The following is a 16,913-nucleotide window of genomic DNA, read 5'->3' on the forward strand; positions in this document are numbered from 1 at the left end:
TGCTACTAAAGTGGCAGGCATGTCTGTCAAGAACGCTCCGTCTCGCGCCTCCGGCCGAGGTCGCACCGCCAATCGGTCGCGGCCGTCCGGCCGCACAAGCTATTCGCTGACCTCCGCCACCCGCGCTGCCGAGACCTCCGAAGAGAGGACCGGCAGCGCCTTTCGTGCCGTTGGCCGCGGACTGGGAACCGTTTTTGGCGCTACCGCCCGAGGCGTGGGAAGCATGGCGCGGGGGGTCGGGCACGGCCTTGCCGGTCTCAAGCCGGTAGATGCGGGGAGTCGAGATGACGACCTCTATGACTCCGCCTACGATGCTGCTCATGACGAGGGTGCCTACGATGATTACGACGAGTTGAGGGAGCCAGGGGAAATTTCTGGACGCGCGAAGAACAAGAAAAAGAGCAACAAGGCCGATAGCGCTGCTCCGGCAAAGAGCAAGGTAACGCGGGCGCGTGACGTCGAAAGCGAGATGCCCACGACGGTCATGGAGCGCCCAGCTCACACTGAGAAGAGTATCCGCGTCTCCAATCCAGACGCGGTCGCTCTTGTGCTAATCGGCGTGGCCATCATCCTTGCTTGCGCCACGTGGTTCCAGGTGGCCGGCATTATCGGTGAGTACCTCACCAACGCCGTGCGCTATGTGATTGGCGCGGGCGCCTATGTTCTTCCCGTCGCGCTGATCGCCGTCGCCATTGCGCTCATGATGGACTTGTCCGGTCCGGCGGGCCATTTCAAGCCGCGAGTGGTGGGCGGCACGGCCCTCATCGTGGTGTGCATGCTGAGCCTCATCCACATCTTTGCCGGCCTTCCGAAGCTGACCTGGAATAACAATGCTGCCGGGGAGGCAGGCGGTGCCATCGGCTTTGGAATCGGCGAGCTGCTCGTGGCGGCTTTTTCCAGCTATGTGGCGGTGCCGCTGCTCTTCCTGCTCATTGTGTATGGGGCGCTCAACATCACGGGCATTACCTTGCGCGAAGCTTATGACTTCGTGGCAGCCCAATTCTCCGCGCTCGTCGGCGGCCTGCGTGATCGCAAGAACCGTTCGGCCCAAGATGAGCTGCTTGACGACGCCCCAGCGGACGACTACGACTACGTCAGCGATGACATCGACGCCATTGCCGAAGGCCGCGAGCGCCCTGCGCGCCCGGCATATACTCCGCGCCCGCGCCCGAAGCAGACCCCGAAGCAGCCCCCAAGGCAGATGCCGGATGAGAATGTCACGGTGTCCTTTGACTCTGCGGCGCAGCCTGTAAACCAGGAGCCGGTGCAGCACGGCCGTCCGAGCTTTGATAGCCGCGTCGATGACACCGACGAGATTCCAGTGGTCCAGGATGCTGAGCCCACTGCCGTTCTGGAACCTGAACCAGCGCCGAAACCGGCGCAGAAGAAGCGCCCGCGCGTCGACGTCGGCGGTGCCGCCGGTGCGGCTCTGGGCGCAGCGGCTGCGGAGGCGTCGACAAGCGCAGTGTCTGCTGGGGCTGCCGGGGAGGACGTCGTCTCTGCCGCACATTCCGAGGCAGTGCGCATGTTCCAGGAACGTTCTGGACGTGATGCACGAACGGGCGCCAAGGTTGAAGAGGAGGCTCAGAGCGTAGCCAAAGAAGCGCCCACAGCCCCGAGTGGTGCGGAAGACACTGCCCTGGGCGGCGGCTACGATGTGCCGACGACGGACCTGCTCACCGCCGGCAAGCCAGCGAAGGCACGCACGGAGGCCAACGACCGCATCATTGAGGCCATCACCGAGGTCTTTGAAGAATTCAAGGTTGATGCCCAGGTCACCGGTTTTAGCCGTGGTCCGACAGTGACGCGCTACGAGATCGAGCTGGGCCCAGGCGTTAAGGTTTCGAAGATTACAAACCTCCAGTCCAACCTGGCTTATGCTGTGGCGACGGATAATCTGCGCCTGCTGACCCCGATTCCGGGTAAGTCCGCCGTCGGTATCGAGGTTCCCAATGCGGACCGCGAGATGGTGCGCCTGCGCGATGTGCTGGATTCCCCGGCGCTGCGCGCCGACCATGACCCGATGCTGATTGGCTTGGGCAAGGATATCGAAGGCGAGTACACCTCCTTCTCCGTAAAGAAGATGCCTCACCTGCTCGTGGCTGGTGCTACTGGTTCCGGTAAGTCGGCGTTCGTGAACTCCATGCTCGTCTCGCTGTTGACCCGCGCGACGCCGGAAGATGTTCGACTCATCCTCGTGGACCCGAAGATGGTGGAGCTCACACCGTACGAAGGTATTCCGCACCTCATCACCCCGATCATTACGCAGCCAAAGAAGGCTGCGGCGGCCCTGCAGTGGCTGGTGGAGGAGATGGAGCAGCGCTACATGGACATGCAGGCTGCCCGCGTGCGCAAGATTGAGGACTTCAACCGTAAGGTCCGCAGTGGCGAATACCAGGCTCCTGCCGGTTCCCAGCGGGAGATGCGCCCGTACCCGTACATTGTGTGTGTCGTGGACGAGCTCGCAGACCTCATGATGACGGCACCGAAGGAGATCGAGGACTCCATCGTCCGCATTACCCAGAAGGCCCGTGCGGCGGGTATCCACCTCGTGCTCGCAACACAGCGCCCGTCCGTGGACGTGGTCACCGGCTTGATCAAGACCAACGTTCCTTCCCGCCTGGCGTTCGCGACGTCTTCGCTTACGGACTCCCGAGTCATCCTGGATCAGGGTGGTGCCGAGAAACTCATCGGCATGGGCGATGGCCTTTTCATCCCGCAGGGCGGCCGCCCAGTGCGTATGCAGGGTGCGTTCGTCTCAGACGAGGAGGTGCAGGCGGTTGTCGACGCCGCGAAGGCACAGGGCTCACCGAACTACACCGAAGGTGTGACGGACGATAAGGCGTCGGAGGCCAAGAAGGAGATCGACGAGGAGATCGGCAAGGATATGGATGACCTCTTGGAGGCCGTCGACCTCGTGGTCACCTCCCAGCTGGGCTCGACGTCGATGCTCCAGCGCAAGCTGCGCATCGGCTTTGCTAAGGCTGGCCGACTCATGGACCTCATGGAGTCGCGCGGTGTGGTCGGACCTTCCGAAGGCTCCAAGGCCCGTGAGGTGCTGGTTAAGCCGGAGGAACTCGACACCATCATCTGGATGATCAAGGGTGCTGACCCAGCCGAGGCCCCGAAGGAGGTCCAGGACGCTGAAGGCTCCGGCGGCACGGACGACGCTGCAGGCGATACCCGCACCGTTGAAATCTCCGCTAACCCCTCCACAGGTGCGTTCTAAGTTCCGTGTAGGATAGGACGAGTCTTGGAGGGGAGTACCCCAATCCACGGCGTCGATCGTCAACACGGCAACTGCGGTACAGTTCCCGGTCGCGCCGGCTAGTGAGGCTTTGCATAGAGCCCGTTAGTGGGGGAGACCTCCGGTCTTTATTGTCTCGTCGACCGGAGGGATAACTCATTATGCATGTGCCACTATGGGTCTGGGCCATCACCATCGCGGTGATCTTGGGCTTCTTTATTTTCGATTTTTATAGCCACGTCCGCTCACCCCACGAGCCCAGCATCAAGGAATCTGGTGGGTGGACACTGTTCTACATGGCCGTCGCCGTTGTCTTTGGCGGAGTTGTGTGGGTGCTGTGGGACAGCGAACACGCGGCACAGTTCTACACCGGTTGGGTGACGGAACAGGCCTTGAGCGTGGATAACCTATTCGTGTTCTCGCTCATCATGGGGTCATTCAAGATTCCCCGCAGGTACCAGCAGAAGGTCCTGCTCATCGGTATCGTCCTTGCGCTGGTTTTCCGCCTCGCTTTCATCTTGATGGGAGCGGCCATTATTGCGGCATGGTCAGATGTCTTCTACCTTTTTGCCATCTTCCTTATTTACACCGCAGTCAAACTGCTCATCGATGAGATCAATGGGGCGCCCGAGACCGATCCCAATGACATGTTGGTGGTCAAGTGGCTGCGCAAGGTGGTTCACGTGACCCCGCGCTACCACGGTGACAAGCTCACCCACCGTGAGGAATCCGGTGAGAAGAAGGGCAAGTTTGCCTTGACTCCGCTTTTCGTTGCCTTGGCGGCTATCGGGCTGATCGACGTCATGTTTGCCTTCGACTCCATCCCAGCCATCTACGGCATTACTTCGGAGCCTTTCCTGGTCTTCACCACCAACGCCTTCGCTCTTATGGGTCTGCGCCAGATGTTCTTCCTCATCGACGGCCTGTTGGATCGCTTGGTCTACTTGCCTTATGGCCTCGGTATCATCTTGCTGTTCATCGGTGTCAAGCTGCTCTTCCACGCCCTGCATGAGAACAACTTGCCCTTCATTAACGGCGGCGAGAATGTCAGTGCGGTACCGGAGATTACGACCCTGGTGTCGCTGCTGGTCATCGTTGGCGTCCTCCTCGTGACGGTGTTGTTGTCGGTGTGGAAGGACAAACGCGACCAAGCCCAGGGCGGTGTGGTGATTTCCCACAACCACTACGACTGGGACGATTATGGCAATAAGATCGTTCGTAACAAGGAGGGTGAGCTCGTCGGCAAGGCGGACGAGCTTCCCAAGTCCGAGCTGCCCTAACCAAGCAGCGGGGTTTAGAAGGAATTGATAACGGGATTCCACTCGCGGAAGGCGCGTCCAGTGACAGCGCCTTCGGTGTAGAAGGGATCCTGGTCCATGAGAGCGATGACATCGGCCACCTTGACGGACTCGTCCTCAAATTGCAGCACGATGAGCGCCCCGCCCTTGGAATCGGTGTAGGGACCAGAGCCACAGATCTGGTCCTTGTCGTGGAGCGCGCCGATGAACTCGCGGTGCTGTGGGCGCACCTCAGCAATGACCGGGTTGGATGGATTGTATTCATAGGAGACTGCGAAGTACTTCATAACGACCATGGTAGTGCTCACCCGAGTGGCAGGGAGGCCACGGTAGGATGAAGAGCGTGAATGATTCTCAGGCTGCGCACAACCAATCTCGATCCACGGATGTAAACCCCGAGGTCTCCAATTGGAACCTGCCCAACATCCTGACTAGTTTGCGCATCCTCTTTATCCCGCTGTTTGCTTGGCTGGTGCTCGGCGGGCATGAGTGGTGGGCCTTCGGCTGCTTCGCGCTCCTCATGCTCACCGACAAATTGGATGGCGATATCGCGCGCTCGCGCGGGCTGATTACCAACTTTGGCAAGATTGCGGATCCGATCGCGGATAAGGCTCTGATGACCGCGGCTTTCGTGTGTCTCAACATCACTGGTGCTTTGCCCGTGTGGATTACCGTCGTCATTTTGTTCCGCGAGTTCGGCATTACCATCTGGCGCTTCTACTTGCTCCGCCAAGGCAAGGTAGTTCCGGCCTCCCAAGGCGGCAAACTCAAGACAGCTCTGCAGACGCTAGCGGCGGCGCTGTACCTGTGCCCACTTCCAGGATGGATGGACACCCCCAGCTTCCTCGTCATGCTGGCAGCTGTCGTCGTCACCGTAGTGACCGGTATTCAGTACCTTATCGATGGCCACAGGGAGAACAAGTGACTCAACCCGCAACCGTTGAAGAGCAGCTCGTGGCTAAGCTCCGCGAACGCGGAGAGACCGTGGCGTTCTGTGAGTCCCTCACAGCTGGATTGGCGGCAGCCACCGTGGCCAACGTGCCGGGTGCTTCCGCGATATTGCGTGGTGGGCTCGTCACCTATGCCACTGAGGTTAAGGCGCAGTTCCTCAACACCACCGTGGATTCGCTAGAGGCTCAGGGAGTGGTGTCGGCTGCCACCGCGGCGGAGATGGCCGAGGCGGCGCTCGTGGAGACGCGAGCTGACTGGGGGATTGGGCTCACCGGCGTGGCCGGTCCGGACCTCCAAGAAGGAAAACCTGCGGGCACGGTGTACGTGGGCTTGTGTGGGAGAATCAGCGGGGACGTCGCCAAGCGTGGCGTTCTCTATCAGCTTCCAGATGAGGGACGTAACGCGATTCGCGCTGCTGCGGTTCAGGCGGCATTGAGCCTTCTACTATCAACTCTTGAAGAAGAGTAGCTGTTTGTGGGAACAAGTAGGGGCGCTGGGCCGTTGTACAGAGTGATGAACACTTCAGTTGCACTACTTGATAAGCCCACTCAGACCACGGCGCGATCGACGCGGACTCCAGAGCCACTTTTGCGCGAGGCCCTCGGATTGACGCTTCGCGCCTTCCGTGCTGATAAGGGAGTAACACTTCGCGAACTCGCCGCCGCTGCGCGTGTGTCCCCAGGATATCTGTCGGAGTTGGAGCGCGGCCGCAAGGAGGTTTCCTCCGAGCTTCTGGCTTCCGTGTGTCATGCCCTTGACGCCAGTGTTTCCGATGTCCTCATCGAGGCGGCTGGATACATGGCGCTGCCATCGATGGATGAGGAGCTCGCATCCACCGCACCCGCTGCATCGGAACTATAGAACCGCAACGGAATACTGTCTGCTTCGCTACTATTAGGCAGGCAGGAAATATTCTTGTTACACACCTTATTGACACAACGAACTGCTGAGAAAGGCACCTCCTGTTATGGCGAACCCATTCGTAAAAGCCTGGAAGTACTTGATGGCTCTCTTCGATTCCAAGATCGAGGAGAACGCCGACCCGAAGGTTCAGATTGAGCAGGCTATCGAGGAGGCGCAGCGCCAGCACCAGGAGCTGTCACAGCAGGCTGCTGCGGTTATTGGTAATCAGCGCCAGCTGGAGATGCAGCTGAACCGTCGTTTGAGCGAGATTGAAAAGCTGCAGCAGAATACCCGTAACGCCCTAAGCCTTGCGGACAAGGCCCGTGCCGAAGGCGATGCACAGAAGGCGACCGAGTACGAGAATGCAGCTGAAGCCTTCGCCGCCCAGTTGGTTACCGCTGAGCAGTCTGTTGAGGACACTAAGAAGCTCCACGATCAGGCTCTGCAGCAGGCGGAGCAGGCCAAGAAGGCCGTTGAACGCAACGGCATGGCGCTTCGTGAGAAGGTCAACGAGCGCTCCAAGCTGCTGTCGCAGCTCGAGCAGGCCAAGATGCAGGAGAAGGTCTCCGAGTCCCTCAACTCGATGAACGAGCTCTCCGCAAACGGTAACTCGCCTTCCCTGGATGCTGTGCGTGACAAGATTGAGCGCCGCTACTCCAAGGCCCTGGGCCAGGCAGAGCTCGCCGAGAACTCAGTGTCTAACCGCATGCAGGAGATCGAGCAGGCTGGCGTGCAACTGGCTGGCCACTCCCGTCTCGAGCAGATCCGCGCGGAGATGAATAACCCGAAGGCAGTGGAGGGAAACTCCCAGCAGGCAATCGGTTCGGCAGAGGCTAAGGCTCAGCCGAACGTGCAGGACGATGCCGTCCAGGCTCGCCTACGCGAGTTGCGCGGAGAATAAGGTTTAGTCGCCGACGCCGCGGGCTTGAAGCGCCTCACCCATCGCGCGTGCTCGGCGGATTGAGCGAATGATAACCGGGGTGCCAAAGGCAGTTAGAGATGCCGTGGCACCCCGGGCTTTTCGTGCGTCCAGTACCTCGACGACTGTTCCCAGCATGAGCGGGAGCAGACGAATGGTGAGAGACATGGCCAGCGTGATGTTCTCAACAGGGACGCCCAGCCGCCCTAGGGGTGCGAGGGCGCGGTCGAGGGAGTCCATCATCTCCGACACCTTCGTTGTCAGCGTCAGCAGCACCGCCGCGCTGATCGCTGCGTAGATGGTGAGAAACATGATCGCGGCCGACAGCAAATCCTTCTGCCACCACTGAAAAGCTGCGAGCGCAACGAGGAGGTAGAGCGGAGGAACAAGCTGTCCGAGTGCGACGCGAAACGGGATGCGGGCGACGGGAAAGAGCACGAGTGGGAGGAAGAGGCTGGCCGCCGCCCAAGGAAGCGTGTGCACGGCCAGCGAGGTCACGAGGATGAAGCCGATGAGCACGAGGAATTTCACCGCGGCCGGTATGCGATGAATGATGGTATCGGCGTCGACGTAGTAGCCGAGGGGGATGTTTTTAGGCATGACTCTAGAGCGGGCGGGATTTCATGAGTTCGGTGTAGAAGGAAATGACCTTGTCGGGAGATCCGTCGGCTACGACGTGGTGGTTATCGATGCACAGAACGCGATCGAAATCAGAGATAAAGTCAAGGTCATGGGTAACCACGATGAGTTGCTGTTCGAGCTGCGCAAATTCGCGGCGAATGCGATCGCGGTTGCGCAGATCTAGCAAGGTCGTGGGTTCGTCAGCGATGATGACGGTGGGTTCCATGACAAGCACTGCCGCCAACGCGAGGAGCTGCTTCTGCCCGCCGGAGAGAGTGTGCGGGGACTGCTCAGCTAGCGGCGTCAGGCCGAAGCGCTCGAGAACGGCGTCGACGCGCGCGGTGCGCTCCTCACGAGACAGCTTGAGCCGGCGAAGGGAGAATTCCACGTCATCGCGCACGTGCGGCATGACGATCTGGTTCTCCGCATCAGAAAACACGAAGCCCACCTGGCGGCGAATCTCCTTGCCGTGCTTGGCGACGTCCACGTTATCCACCAAGACCTCACCACGTGAAGGTTCACCAAGACCGTTGATGAGCCGGACGAGAGTGGATTTCCCGCCACCATTGGCACCGATGATGCCGATGCGCTGTTCGCTTAATGAGAGGGAAATATCCTTGAGCACCGTTGTTTCGTCAAAGGTGACGGAAACGTTGCGGAAGTCAATCTGCGGCACTGGTGCTACTTTGCCTTGGTGCGGCGACCCATTAGGTCGGGGAATGCTGCGTGGACACCGACGGCGATGACAACCATCACGGCGACCTTAATGAGATCGGGGATGACGAACGGGCCCTGAGCCACGGCGGCCGCCCCGAAGGACATGTCAGAGCGGACCATCAGGCCAACAATGCCGCACAAGTACTGCACGGCCAGGCCGACGACGCCGGCGATGGCGAGGACTACCGTCATGCCTCCTTTGCTTCTCGGCGCGCGGTAGGCGATGAGGCCGGCGATGGCGGGTGAGACGACGTAGCCGACAAGGTAGCCCACGGTGGGGCCGGCAATGGCGCTCAGGGCACTGCGGCCGCCGGCAAGGATGGGAAGGCCGACGAGGCCGAGAGCTATGAAGAGTAGACCGACGAAGAAGCCCCGGCGGCCACCAAGGACGAGGCCGGCCAGGATGATGACGGCGTTTTGAAGAACGATGGGCACGCCCACGGTAGGCGTAGGGATAGAGACGAATGCAAAGACTATGATGAGCGCGGTGAAGACCGCGACGTACGCGATATCAGTCGCGACGGAATTCTTTTTCATGGGCCAAAGTTTATCTAGTATCTTAATAATGCAGCAAATAGGTACTTTTGAACAGTGTTCAAGCACGGCTTTCAGGGCTTGAAACTACCCCGAACGGGGTAATCTCGAGGCATGGCAAATAGAAAGAAGATGGAGCATGTCTTAGGGCTTGCTCGTGTCAGTGTGGTAGCGCTTCTTTCCGGTATCGCGCTGGGGAGCGTGGCTGGATGTTCGTTGATAGGTTCCGCGAATGTCATCGAAAATATCGAAGAAGCGGCCGGGGTGGAGGAAGGGGAGCCTGGCAGCGTCGACATGCGCGTCGGCGACATCTTCGATTCCGAATATCACCGCGTGATCTTTATCTGCCCTGGGGCTGTCGAGGAGGATGTCATAAACGCTAGTGGAGGAACCTGGCAGGGCGGTACCGACGAGGATGATGAATGGGTGCCGCCAAGCTCGGGGAGTGTTGAGATTTATCGGGATGCGCAGGGGCGTGGAGCGTCGAAGTATGTGAGCAGCAGGGCCTCTCTTGATGAGCTGGATGTCTGTAGCGCGCTGGGCGGGGTAGTTGCCGTACTGCCTGCCGATGAGCAGGTGTCTTTCGTCCGTGCAGAGCAGGGCGGTCCGTGGAAACTTCACTAGGCGGCGAGGCGTTGGATTAGGTCTCAGACACGCGCGTTGCTCGAATGGGCAATCGAACACTTGTGTGTGTATTGTGGGTTGTGGTCTGGTGGAAACGTTAGGGTACTTTCGTGGCATGTGATGGAACCGCAACGATGCCGGAAAACACAATGCGACGGGCCTGGGAACCGAAGTTGCTTCATGGCAGTCTAACTAGGTGCCCCCATTTAATGACATACAGCACTGCACACTAACTGACGCACGATAGTGAGGAAATAAATGGCTACGAAGAAGAAGTCCTCGGCGGCTAGCAAGGGCGATGATCGTCAGAAAGCCCTCGATGCCGCAATGGCGATGATTGAGAAGGATTTTGGCAAAGGAGCCGTCATGCGTCTTGGTGACGATGACCGCCCGCCGATCCAGGCCATTTCCTCCGGTAATACGGCCATCGACATTGCGCTGGGCGTCGGTGGCTTCCCGCGCGGTCGCATCGTAGAGATTTATGGACCTGAATCTTCGGGTAAAACCACCGTTGCTCTGCATGCCATCGCATCGGCGCAGAAGACCGGCGGCATCGCGGCGTTTATCGATGCGGAGCACGCGCTCGATCCTGAGTATGCGCGTCTGCTTGGCGTGGACACGGATAACCTCTTGGTTTCCCAGCCGGATACCGGTGAGCAGGCTCTGGAAATCGCAGATATGCTCGTGCGCTCTGGCGCTATCGACATCATCGTGATTGACTCCGTAGCCGCCTTGACGCCCAAGGCGGAAATCGAGGGCGAGATGGGAGATAGCCACGTTGGCCTCCAAGCCCGTCTCATGTCCCAAGCGCTACGCAAGATGACGGGTGCTCTGTACAACTCCGGGACTACCGCCATCTTCATCAACCAGCTGCGTGAAAAGATCGGCGTGATGTTTGGTTCACCGGAAACGACCACGGGTGGTAAGGCGCTGAAGTTCTATGCCTCTGTGCGCTGCGATATCCGCCGAATCCAAACCTTGAAAGACGGCCAGGATGCCATTGGTAACCGCACGAAGCTCAAGGTGGTGAAGAACAAGGTGTCCCCGCCGTTCAAGATCGCTGAGTTCGACATCATGTACGGAGAAGGCATTTCGCGTGAGTCTTCCATCATTGACTTGGGTGTCGAACACGGGTTCATTAAGAAATCTGGCTCGTGGTTTACCTACGAAGGCGATCAGCTGGGGCAGGGCAAGGAAAAGGCCCGCAACTTCCTCAAGGACAACCCCGATCTGGCGGATGAGATTGAGAAGAAGATCTTCGTCAAGCTCGGCGTGGGTGCTGCCGCAGCCGAAGCTGGTGAGGACGTCGCCATGGATGTGCCGGGTGCAGACGATCCGCTGACGGATGAGGCTGTGGATCTGGTACCGAACGTCGATTTCGACGATGACTAAACAGGCGCAATGGCACAACCTTCACCAGAGAAGCTAGAGAAGCTACGTCAAGCTCTCGAGTCCTATGAATCGGGGGACGCGGGTGGCCAGCTTGTTGATGCGAATGCTGAAGCAGCGAAGGCGCCCGTGCGCTCCCGAGCATTAGGCTTGCTAGATCAACGTGCACGTTCCCGCAAGGAACTGCGTGACCGGCTTGTCGCGGCGGACTTTGAGCCCGATGTGGTCGAAGACGTGGTCGATGACCTTGCAGGGGTGGGGCTCGTTGATGATGAAACCTTCGCCAAGGAGTGGGTGCGGCAGCGCCACGCGCGGCGCGGTAAGTCGGCCCGTGCCCTCAATGTGGAACTCAAGGAGAAGGGTGTTGAGGCCGCCGATCGCGCAGCGGCCCTAGAGCAGATTACCGAGGAATCTGAGGAGGCCGTAGCGCGCCGCGTAGCGGAGAAAAAGGCGCGAACCTTGAAGAGTGTTCCCGCCGACCGCCATGAGAGGGACAAATTCCTGCGTCGCATTGTAGGAACACTCGCGCGGCGCGGCTATCGCCAGGAGCTGGTGATGCGTATTTCCATCGAAGTGCTGGATGCGCGCATCGCCGAGCTCTCCTAGCTGTTTCTATTCGTCCGGGTTGCGGATTTCTGTATAGCTTTCTGAGTGCCAATCAACGTTGACCTGGTCTTTGGTGTCCAAGCCTTGGTCTGGTTGCTCCGGAACTTTAGCGATGATGTTCCGGCGCGCACGGCCCGCTCGAAGCTGACGTTCGATGCGTTCGGCCAGGAGGCCCAGCCCCCAGTTGATGAGGATCATGATGATCGCAACGACGATGAGCGAGGCCAGGTAATTCTTGTTGTAGGACGCCGATTGGATACCGGAGCGCACCACCTCGACATAGCCAATCTGGTAGCCCAACGCAGAGTCCTTGAGCGCAATAACCATCTGGGCGATGAGGGCCGGAAGCATTGCGGCTACTGCTTGCGGGAGCAGAATTGTACGCATCGTTTGCCCATGCGACAGCCCCAGCGCTCGAGCGGCTTCAGTTTGCCCCTTGGGCAGCGACTTGATTCCGGAGCGCAGAATCTCTGCGACGACAGAGCCGTTGTAGAGGGTCAACGCGAAGACCACGGCGCTAAACGCCAGCTGTTTCGACGGAACTACGTTATAGATGGCGAAAAGCTGATAGGCAAAAATCATGAGCAGCAGGACGGGGATGGCGCGGAAGAATTCCACGACCACACCACATACGCCGCGTACGATGACGTTCTCGCTCAATCGGCCGAGGCCGAAGATGACGCCGAACACGATGGCCAAGATGATGGATGCTACTGCGGAAAGGATCGTTCCGCGCAGGCCAGGGAGCAGGTACGTGGTCCACGTTTGGCTGTTAAGAAAAGGGGTCCATAACGCGGAGTCGAGTTGCCCGCGTTCGCCCAAAGTAGAGAGAACCCAATACAAAACCGCGACTGAGAGCACGACGGTGATGACGGTATAGATGAGGTTACGCCGCTTGCCCTTGGGGCCGGGGGCGTCGTAAAGCACGGTTGCGCGTACAGCCATTATTTCTTCACCGCCACAGTTTCGGAGAGTTTGCCTAGGCCCAAGCCCATGGGCAAGGTCAGGATGATGAAGCCCAACGCGAAGATAAAGAAGATGACAAAGAGCTGGCTCGCGTGCATCTCAATGGTGGATTTCATCAGTAGGGAAGCTTCCGCCACACCGATTACGGAGGCGATCGTGGTGTTCTTCGTCAACGCGATGAGCGTGTTTCCCAGGGGGACGATTGCCGCACGTACCGCCTGAGGGAAGACGATCGTGCTAAAGGTCTGTGAGAAGCTCAAACCCAGCGATCGTGCGGCCTCGGCTTGACCGAAGTCCACGGTGTTGATTCCCGAGCGCAAGGATTCCGCAACGAATGCCGAGGTGTACAAGATGAACCCGACGATGGCGAGGCGGAAGTTGTTATCCACTAGGAAGGTCGCAGAGTCCCGGCTAGCAAGCGTGAGCCCTAGGTTCTGGTACAGGCCAAAAGAACAGAAGAGGATAATGAGAGTCAAGGGAGTATTGCGCACCGTCGTGATGTACGTCGTGGCAATCCACCGCAGGATTCTTACGGGGGAGACACGCATGGCAGTGAGGATGGTGCCGAGGATCATTGCGCCGATGGCAGACCAGAACGTCAGCTGGATGGTGAGCCAAAAGGCTGGCCATAGTTCGGGGCCTAGTGCGGCCCACATGGATTCCATAGAAATCTCCTACTAACAGGCCTGCGCCGAGGCTGAATGTCCTCGGCGCAGGCTAGGTGGGGGCTAATCGAGCGTTTAGGAGTTGAGGAAGGAGAGGTCACCGACGGTGGCCTCGTCGATGCCCTCGCCCTTGTCCAAATTCTTGGCTACGAGCTTGTCGAATTCGCCGGAGGAATGAAGCTCTTCCAGGGCCTTGTTGACAGCGTCTGTCGCCTCTTGATCATCCTTCTTCAGACCCGCGCCGTAGTACTCATCGGTGAAGGGCTTGCCGTCCTTCTCCAACTCGACGACCTGGAACTTGCCAGGATTCTGAGCGGCGTAGCCGTTAAGAATCGTCGCGTCGGTAGTCATGGCGTCGACGTTGCCCTGGCTCAGTGCCTCCACACAGGAGGAGTAGGTGTCGTACTCCTGCAGCTGCACACTGGGCAGAGCTTCCTTCACCTTCTGTGCCGGGGTGGAGCCGGTGACAGAGCACAGGATCTTGCCGTCGAGGCCCTCGAGCCCGGTGATCTCCTTGTTATCAGCCTGGGTAAGAAGCGCTTGGTGGGTGATGAGGTACGGACCAGCGAAATTGACCTTTTCCGCGCGGGAAGCGTTGATGGAGTACGTTGCGGTGATGAGGTCAACCTCGCCGTTTTCGATCAGAGTTTCGCGCTGCGCGGACGGAGTCTCGCGCCACTCGATCTCCGGCTCCTCCCACCCCTTATCCTTGGCAATGTGGTTGACCACGTAGGTGGCAATGTCAACGTCGAGGCCGGTCATAGAACCATCGCCCTCGCGCAGGCCCAGACCCGGTTGGTCGAACTTGGTGCCTAGGGTGACAGAGCCAGACTCGATAGCGCCGAGAAGGCCCTCGCCTCCGCTGGCGGAGTCAGAGGAATCACCACACGCAACGAGCAGAGCGCTGGATGCGGCGATGGCGGCGGCGGTGGCAGTAATGCGGTTGAAAGTGCGGGACATGAGATTCTCCTTGATGAGGTGAGTGGAAAATGAATGAAGGTAGAGAAAAGAGGTGAACTGGTAACCGTTTAGTGCTGCAGGATCTTGCCCAAGAAGTCCTTTGCTCGTTCTGATTGTGGGTTGGTGAAGAAGGATTCCGGGTCGGTGTCCTCGACGATGGCCCCGTCGGCCATGAACAGGATGCGGTCGGCCGCGCGCCTGGCGAAGCCCATCTCGTGGGTCACCACGACCATGGTCATGCCTTCTTTGGCCAAATCCGTCATGACGTCAAGCACCTCGTTGACCATCTCAGGGTCGAGAGCTGAGGTAGGTTCATCGAAGAGCATGACTTTCGGGCGCATAGCCAAGGCACGGGCAATGGCGACACGTTGTTGCTGGCCGCCGGAGAGCTGTGCAGGGTATTTTTCTGATTGATTAGCAATTCCAACGCGGTCAAGCAGTTGCATCGCACGCTCTTCGGCCTCGGACTTCTTCATCCTGCGGACTTTGATAGGCCCCAGAGTGACGTTGTCCTTGATGGTCTTGTGTGGAAAGAGATTGAATTGCTGGAACACCATGCCCACGTCCGCACGCAGCTTGGCTAGCTCGCGTCCCTCTTCAGGAAGGGGAGTGCCGTCGATCGCGATGGAACCCTCGTCGATGGTTTCAAGCCGGTTGATGGTGCGGCACAGGGTGGACTTGCCGGAGCCGGACGGACCGAGAACAACGACGACATCGCCGCGGCCAATCTCCAAGTTGATATCGCGGAGCGCGTGATAGTCACCGAAGTACTTATTGACTCCGTCCATCTTGATCATCGGGCCGGAATGGTCGGTCACATCACACCTCCTTAGATAGAGTGAGCTGAATCATATGTAGAACAATAGGCGTGTGGATAGTGGAGGCGGGGAGGTTTGTGTAACAAATCCATAACTCTTATATGCGGTCGGGGCATTATGAGTAGTGGGGTCGTCCAGTTAGAATGTCCCCACGTGAGCTCCCCCGTAACTAATAACCAGCCCCGCACCTATGAGGTGCGGACCTTTGGCTGCCAGATGAACGTTCATGATTCCGAGCGCATTTCCGGCCTGCTCGAGGAGGCCGGCTACTCGGCGGCGCCGGATGGCGCCGAGCCTGACCTCATCGTATTTAACACCTGCGCCGTGCGCGAGAACGCCGACAAGCGCCTGTACGGCACCCTGGGTGCGCTGAAGAAGACGAAGGAAAACCATCCCGGCATGCAGATCGCGGTTGGCGGCTGCTTGGCGCAGAAGGATAAGGACACCGTCTTGGACCACGCGCCGTGGGTGGATGCGGTTTTCGGAACCTATAACATGGCGGCGCTGCCGGCACTGCTTGAGCGTGCACGTCACAACAATGAAGCGCAGGTGGAAATCGTCGATGCCCTCGAGGCTTTCCCCTCCGTACTGCCGGCAAAACGCGAATCCGCCTATGCTGGGTGGGTCTCGGTCTCCGTGGGCTGTAATAACACCTGTACTTTCTGCATCGTCCCTTCGCTGCGTGGCAAAGAGGAAGACCGCCGCCCCGGCGATATCCTCGCAGAAGTTCAGGCCCTGGTAGATCAAGGCGTGTCCGAAGTGACCCTATTGGGGCAGAACGTCAACGCCTATGGCGTCAACTTCGCGGACCCAGACCTGCCGCGTGATCGCTTCGCCTTTTCCAAGTTGCTGCGCGAGGTAGGCAAGATTGAGGGTCTCGAGCGCTTGCGTTTTACCTCGCCGCACCCGGCCGAGTTCACCTCCGACGTTATTGATGCCATGGCGGAGACATCGGCTGTGTGCCCGCAGCTGCATATGCCGCTGCAGTCTGGATCTGACAAGGTCCTCAAGGACATGCGCCGTTCCTATCGCACGAAAAAGTTCTTGGGGATTCTCGACGAGGTCCGTGAGAAGATGCCACACGCGGCAATTACCACCGACATCATCGTGGGCTTCCCAGGCGAGACCGAGGAGGATTTCGAAGCCACGATGGACGTGGTTCGCCGCGCACGTTTCGCCTCCGCTTTCACTTTCCAGTACTCGCCGCGCCCCGGCACCCCGGCCGCAGAAATGGATAACCAAATCCCCAAGAAAGTTGTGCAGGAGCGCTTCGAGCGCCTCGTCGCCTTGCAGGATTCCATTCAGGCAGAAGAAAACGCCAAGCTTGTCGGCACTGATGTAGAGCTGTTGGTGCAGGCGGAAGGCGGCCGCAAGGCCGCCGAGACCCACCGCCTCACCGGACGCGCGCGTGATGGTCGCCTTGTTCACTTTGCACCAGTCGATGCCGCGGGCAAGGACATCTCTGCGGAGATTCGCCCCGGTGATGTTGTGCACGCTACCGTGACGGATGCAGGCTCCTTTTTCCTGGTGGCTGATTCCGGCGTGAGCGAGCACCGTCGCACGAAGGCCGGCGATATGTCGGCGGCGGGGCAGACGCCCACGACGGCACCAATTGGGGTGGGTCTGGGTCTGCCGGGCGTCGGAAAGCCCAGTGCTCCTGCCGATTCCTGCGGCTGCTAAAAGGGGGTAGGCTCC

18 protein-coding genes are annotated in these 16,913 nt (G+C 59.3%); 10 read left to right on the forward strand and 8 right to left on the reverse strand.

Features of this window, described 5'->3' with window-relative positions; all coding sequences use genetic code 11:
• Nucleotides 1-19: 19 nt before the first annotated feature.
• Together FME68_RS05430 and FME68_RS05435 are read left to right on the forward strand one after the other, a co-directional pair.
• Nucleotides 20-3,229, forward strand: coding sequence for a DNA translocase FtsK (locus FME68_RS05430; RefSeq protein ID WP_158396524.1), 3,210 nt, complete (start codon nucleotides 20-22; stop codon nucleotides 3,227-3,229).
• A 179-nt stretch (nucleotides 3,230-3,408) separates the two neighbouring features.
• On the forward strand, nucleotides 3,409-4,527 hold the full coding sequence (locus FME68_RS05435; RefSeq protein WP_158396526.1) for a TerC/Alx family metal homeostasis membrane protein: 1,119 nt from the start codon (nucleotides 3,409-3,411) through the stop codon (nucleotides 4,525-4,527).
• A 14-nt stretch (nucleotides 4,528-4,541) separates the two neighbouring features.
• On the opposite strand, the gene FME68_RS05440 is transcribed toward FME68_RS05435, so the two are convergent.
• Complete coding sequence (locus FME68_RS05440) at nucleotides 4,542-4,832, reverse strand: YciI family protein (protein WP_158396528.1); 291 nt, start codon at nucleotides 4,830-4,832, stop codon at nucleotides 4,542-4,544.
• Nucleotides 4,833-4,879: 47 nt separating this feature from the next.
• On the opposite strand from FME68_RS05440, the gene pgsA reads away from it, so the two are divergent.
• The 4 genes from pgsA (at nucleotide 4,880) to FME68_RS05460 (ending at nucleotide 7,300) form a co-directional block, all read left to right on the forward strand.
• Complete coding sequence (pgsA, locus tag FME68_RS05445) at nucleotides 4,880-5,470, forward strand: CDP-diacylglycerol--glycerol-3-phosphate 3-phosphatidyltransferase (protein ID WP_158396530.1); 591 nt, start codon at nucleotides 4,880-4,882, stop codon at nucleotides 5,468-5,470.
• On the forward strand, nucleotides 5,467-5,964 hold the full coding sequence (locus FME68_RS05450; RefSeq protein ID WP_328287729.1) for a nicotinamide-nucleotide amidohydrolase family protein: 498 nt from the start codon (nucleotides 5,467-5,469) through the stop codon (nucleotides 5,962-5,964). Before pgsA ends, FME68_RS05450 begins: the two co-directional genes overlap by 4 nt.
• Nucleotides 5,965-6,009: 45 nt before the next feature.
• Nucleotides 6,010-6,357, forward strand: a complete 348-nt coding sequence (locus FME68_RS05455; protein WP_070700510.1) for a helix-turn-helix domain-containing protein — start codon at nucleotides 6,010-6,012, stop codon at nucleotides 6,355-6,357.
• Nucleotides 6,358-6,463: 106 nt separating this feature from the next.
• Complete coding sequence (locus FME68_RS05460) at nucleotides 6,464-7,300, forward strand: PspA/IM30 family protein (protein WP_046649352.1); 837 nt, start codon at nucleotides 6,464-6,466, stop codon at nucleotides 7,298-7,300.
• A 3-nt stretch (nucleotides 7,301-7,303) separates the two neighbouring features.
• Here FME68_RS05460 and FME68_RS05465 read toward each other — a convergent pair whose 3' ends face one another.
• The 3 genes from FME68_RS05465 to FME68_RS05475 are packed head-to-tail and all read right to left on the reverse strand — an operon-like array spanning nucleotide 7,304 to nucleotide 9,193.
• Entirely contained in the window at nucleotides 7,304-7,918 is a 615-nt protein-coding gene (locus FME68_RS05465) for an energy-coupling factor transporter transmembrane component T family protein (RefSeq protein ID WP_070700507.1), read from the reverse strand.
• Nucleotides 7,919-7,922: 4 nt separating this feature from the next.
• Nucleotides 7,923-8,615, reverse strand: a complete 693-nt coding sequence (locus tag FME68_RS05470) for an energy-coupling factor ABC transporter ATP-binding protein (RefSeq protein ID WP_070700504.1) — start codon at nucleotides 8,613-8,615, stop codon at nucleotides 7,923-7,925.
• A 5-nt stretch (nucleotides 8,616-8,620) separates the two neighbouring features.
• The gene (locus FME68_RS05475; RefSeq protein WP_070516853.1) at nucleotides 8,621-9,193 is read right to left on the reverse strand and encodes a biotin transporter BioY; all 573 of its coding nucleotides are present in this window, start codon (nucleotides 9,191-9,193) and stop codon (nucleotides 8,621-8,623) included.
• A 111-nt stretch (nucleotides 9,194-9,304) separates the two neighbouring features.
• Between FME68_RS05475 and FME68_RS05480 the strand changes: the two genes are divergently transcribed.
• The 3 genes from FME68_RS05480 (at nucleotide 9,305) to recX (ending at nucleotide 11,809) form a co-directional block, all read left to right on the forward strand.
• Nucleotides 9,305-9,814, forward strand: a complete 510-nt coding sequence (locus tag FME68_RS05480; RefSeq protein WP_128081875.1) for a hypothetical protein — start codon at nucleotides 9,305-9,307, stop codon at nucleotides 9,812-9,814.
• 258 nt (nucleotides 9,815-10,072) lie between these two features.
• On the forward strand, nucleotides 10,073-11,206 hold the full coding sequence (recA, locus tag FME68_RS05485; RefSeq protein ID WP_049157561.1) for a recombinase RecA: 1,134 nt from the start codon (nucleotides 10,073-10,075) through the stop codon (nucleotides 11,204-11,206).
• A 9-nt stretch (nucleotides 11,207-11,215) separates the two neighbouring features.
• Entirely contained in the window at nucleotides 11,216-11,809 is a 594-nt protein-coding gene (recX, locus tag FME68_RS05490; RefSeq protein WP_046649358.1) for a recombination regulator RecX, read from the forward strand.
• 6 nt (nucleotides 11,810-11,815) lie between these two features.
• On the opposite strand, the gene FME68_RS05495 is transcribed toward recX, so the two are convergent.
• The 4 genes from FME68_RS05495 to gluA all read right to left on the reverse strand — a co-directional run bounded on the left by FME68_RS05495 (nucleotide 11,816) and on the right by gluA (nucleotide 15,197).
• On the reverse strand, nucleotides 11,816-12,754 hold the full coding sequence (locus tag FME68_RS05495; RefSeq protein WP_158396534.1) for an amino acid ABC transporter permease: 939 nt from the start codon (nucleotides 12,752-12,754) through the stop codon (nucleotides 11,816-11,818).
• Nucleotides 12,754-13,440: a glutamate ABC transporter permease GluC gene (gluC, locus tag FME68_RS05500; protein WP_158396536.1), complete on the reverse strand. Its 687-nt coding sequence runs from the start codon at nucleotides 13,438-13,440 to the stop codon at nucleotides 12,754-12,756. Before gluC ends, FME68_RS05495 begins: the two co-directional genes overlap by 1 nt.
• A 75-nt stretch (nucleotides 13,441-13,515) precedes the next feature.
• On the reverse strand, nucleotides 13,516-14,400 hold the full coding sequence (locus FME68_RS05505) for a glutamate ABC transporter substrate-binding protein (RefSeq protein ID WP_144012960.1): 885 nt from the start codon (nucleotides 14,398-14,400) through the stop codon (nucleotides 13,516-13,518).
• Nucleotides 14,401-14,468: 68 nt separating this feature from the next.
• The gene (gluA, locus tag FME68_RS05510; protein WP_046649369.1) at nucleotides 14,469-15,197 is read right to left on the reverse strand and encodes a glutamate ABC transporter ATP-binding protein GluA; all 729 of its coding nucleotides are present in this window, start codon (nucleotides 15,195-15,197) and stop codon (nucleotides 14,469-14,471) included.
• Between the two features lie 138 nt (nucleotides 15,198-15,335).
• Between gluA and miaB the strand changes: the two genes are divergently transcribed.
• Entirely contained in the window at nucleotides 15,336-16,898 is a 1,563-nt protein-coding gene (gene miaB, locus FME68_RS05515) for a tRNA (N6-isopentenyl adenosine(37)-C2)-methylthiotransferase MiaB (RefSeq protein ID WP_158396538.1), read from the forward strand.
• Nucleotides 16,899-16,913 lie beyond the last annotated feature (15 nt).

The sequence above is a fragment of the Corynebacterium hiratae genome, assembly GCF_009708045.1.
Taxonomy (GTDB): Bacteria; Actinomycetota; Actinomycetes; order Mycobacteriales; family Mycobacteriaceae; genus Corynebacterium; species Corynebacterium hiratae.